This window comes from Waterburya sp., from assembly GCF_058530065.1.
The window spans coordinates 1-2,983 of sequence record NZ_JBZNBU010000407.1 but is presented as its reverse complement, the minus strand read 5'-3'; the positions used below and the strand labels follow the sequence as shown (position 1 = coordinate 2,983).

At 34.2% G+C, this 2,983-nt stretch carries 2 protein-coding genes; one reads left to right on the top strand and one right to left on the bottom strand.

Annotation, left to right across the window (positions count from 1 at the left end; all coding sequences use genetic code 11):
* Positions 1-301 precede the first annotated feature (301 nt).
* Complete coding sequence (locus AC33VI_RS22905) at positions 302-2,362, bottom strand: DNA cytosine methyltransferase (RefSeq protein ID WP_491784574.1); 2,061 nt, start codon at positions 2,360-2,362, stop codon at positions 302-304.
* Positions 2,363-2,485: 123 nt separating this feature from the next.
* Between AC33VI_RS22905 and AC33VI_RS22900 the strand changes: the two genes are divergently transcribed.
* Positions 2,486-2,983, top strand: a 498-nt coding sequence (locus AC33VI_RS22900; protein ID WP_491784573.1) for an SDR family NAD(P)-dependent oxidoreductase, incomplete at its 3' end; no start/stop codon positions are given.

The following is a 2,983-nucleotide window of genomic DNA, read 5'->3' as shown; positions in this document are numbered from 1 at the left end:
CTACACCCTAACCCCTACAGCCTAACCCCTAACCCCAACACCCTAACCCCTAACCCCTGCCACAACCAAAGTCTCTCGTTGTATTCGAGAATTGGTATCAAATTTGAGTGCGGCTATAATGGCATGATGTTTTTTAGATCTCGGTCGAGATATGTTCGAAATTCCCCCAGAGTTTTACAGTAGAGTAGATGCTCATATTTATATGAATTTAGTAAATAGCCAAATAACCAAGTAACTAATAAAAATAGCTACTAACTAGTTTTTAATCTTAATTTACTCATACTCAGCCAAAATAGATCGCCTAGAATCTTAATTGCAAATTGAGTTTAAAATACAGCTTTTTATCATTTTCTAGAATCAACTTACCGTATCTGTGTCGTTTAGTGGATGGAGTGTCTAATTTTATGCGATCGAACAAATAAGCTTTCAAATTTTCTAGTTCTATAAGATGAAAAGCAACTTGTTTTCCTGTTTCTTTAACTACTATAGTACCTTGAGCGTTATAAGTTCCATTCCACTCGCTACCTGCAAAAAAGCCAAGTAAAATATCGACTAATAATTGTTTTACTTTATGTATTAGCCAATCTTTATCTTCATATTGAATTATCTCTTGAAGATCGGTATTTTCGTGAATATGGTCAACAATTTCTGAGATGGCAGATATTCTATTTTTATAGAAGGCAAGTAAAATGCTTCCTATAATTCGTGGCATTGTTAAATCGACCATTTTTAGATTATATTCTAAAGTTTTCTTTTCAGGAGAAATGTATTTAAACTCACCTCCATATTTTTCGATTGCTTGAATGCGATCGGTTAGTTTAGTTCGGGTTTTGATATTATTAATTGCATCAATTTTATCTTTAGCTAAATTTTTAATTTCAAAGATGAAATTGGTGTTACCAGAAGCATTAAATAAAGTAGGCTTACTACCCAAATAAGATTTAATACCAAACCCTTCATTGATTTTAGAAATATTGTTATTTTCAATATCGAGAAGAATATCTGCTTTTTGGGAACTATTACCTAGTTTGACAACTGATAAACCCAAACTATTTTGAATAACTTCAAATTTTGGTATGGAAAAAGTACGCTTACCATTTCTAATTGCTGTAGTTAGTTCGCTTAATACTTTTTCATTGATTAAAGAACTAATAGTTAAGCTTTTAGCTTCTCCTGTTTGACGATTCACTATTTCTAGTTTATCTCGATCGCCTAATAAAAAATCGAGGTTTATATGGTGAGATGTTACCTTATTAACTTTGAAATAATTTTTTGTAGGTTGTAAATTTGCATCCGATAAGATAATTTTTTGTTCTGACAAAATTCTGATGAAAACCAATAATTCCGACCACTCACCCTTATTCTTTTTCTGTATCATCTTGGATTGGCTATTTTTGAGACTATTCATATAAGAAATAACATTGACAGCAACTGCTTTAACTGCATCTACTGCAACACTATTTCCTAGCTGTTTAATTGCTTGAGTAGGACTTACAGGAAACTCAAAATTATCGGGAAATCCCTGCATTTTTCTAGCTTCAACATAGGTTAATCGTCTAACTTCTCCATCAACTAAATATGAATCCCAGTTACGGCGATCGTCGATGGGCGATCCGCGTCCGCCTACTCTTAAAGTAAAGCCTATTTCTCTCGAACAAACACCCTCCCAAACATCACTCATATTAAATTTTAAAGGTATCTTAGAAGGAAAATTAAAAGTTCTTAAACTAGATTCATCGCGAAAACCAATAATAAATACTCTTGGTCTTAGTTGAGGTAAACCATAATCAGAAGCTTTAACTATTTGATAATAAAAAGAATAACCAAGATCTCGTTCTAAGATATTGCGTATTAATTTAAAAGTTCGACCGCGATCGTGATTTATTAAACCTCTAACATTTTCTAAAAAATAAGCTTTGGGTTTTTTAGCTGCGATGATTTCAGCAATATTGAAAAATAAATTACCTCTTTCGGAATTATGAACGTCATTAAATCCTCTTTTATAACCCGCTTGGCTGAATGGTTGGCAGGGAAATCCAGCACAAAGCACGTCAAAGTCGGGAATTTCTTCTGGGACAACTTTTCTAATATCTTCGTTAAAATAATCTCCTTCAAAAAGTTGTGGCGAAATTTTACTAAAGTTGCAAGTATAAGTTGTTCTTGCGTAGCGATCTATTTCTGAGGCAAATACACATTCTCCACCTAATGCGTGCATCGCTAAATGAAATCCACCAATACCTGCAAATAAGTCTACAAATTTAAAATTAAATAAGGTAGTATCTTGCAAAGATTGTCGATCGAGAGATTCTGTTTTATCATCTGTTTTATCAAAAGAATAGTTTAGTTCTAATTGCTTCACCACAAATCGTTAGTACAATTTCCGAAGACCAGAATATATTACTGCTTTTCAACTTGATTTTGTCAAGACTCAGCAAACATCTATCATTGAACAATTAACATCAACCATTAACCAACAAGCGATCGCATGACAGAATTAAATCAGGCTGTAGTAGTGCTTACAGGAGCGACAGGAGGGTTTGGTCGAGAATTAACTCGACAATTATTAGAAGCTGGCAGTCAGTTGATTTTAAGCGATCTGAGCTTGGATACTTTAGAGGAATACGCCGCAGAAATTACTCAAAAAATAACTACAGGAAAAATAGTTGCTTGCATTGAAAGCGACTTATCGAGTCGCGAAGGTTGCGATCGCTTGTGGCAAAAAATTTCCGAGTTAAATATCCCTGTAGATATATTGATCAATAATGCAGGAATCGGCTTATTTGGTCGTATGGATGAAGTTCCTCAAGATAAATGGGAAAGGTTGATGCAAGTGAATTTACTCTCACCAATGCGCTTGAGTAGTTTATATACTGCTTCGGCGATAGATAGACGTAAAGGGCATGTAGTCAATATCTCTTCTTTAGCTGGTTGGATTGCCCCTGCTGGTATGGCACACTATTCCTCTAGTAAATTTGGCTTACGG